The sequence below is a fragment of the Colwellia sp. MB3u-4 genome (assembly GCF_014077065.1).
Lineage (GTDB): Bacteria > Pseudomonadota > Gammaproteobacteria > Enterobacterales > Alteromonadaceae > Cognaticolwellia.
The window spans coordinates 1-309 of record NZ_JACGVE010000011.1 but is presented as its reverse complement, the minus strand read 5'-3'; the positions used below and the strand labels follow the sequence as shown (position 1 = coordinate 309).

The following is a 309-nucleotide window of genomic DNA, read 5'->3' as shown; positions in this document are numbered from 1 at the left end:
CACGTTTCACTTCTGAGTTCGGAATGGGATCAGGTGGGGCCATGTCGCTATTGTCGCTAGACAAAAAGGGTACAATCTTGAAAGCTGTGTCAATAAAGCATCGCTGCTCTACTTTTTATAAATACGTTTTTGTTCTTTGTTTCTCTTATTCATCACTCATGTACGTGATGTTGCATATTCCTACGCAATACTACTATGTCAAACTACACACAACTTAAAACCACTTGGGTGTTGTATGGTTAAGCCTCACGGGTAATTAGTATTGGTTAGCTCAAGACCTCGCAGTCCTTACACACCCAACCTATCAAC

The 309-nt window shown here is 41.1% G+C and carries 1 rRNA gene; it reads right to left on the bottom strand.

Features of this window, described 5'->3' with window-relative positions:
• Positions 1–61, bottom strand: a 5S ribosomal RNA gene (gene rrf / locus H4J61_RS00040); the annotation flags it as partial.
• Positions 62–309: the final 248 nt, after the last annotated feature.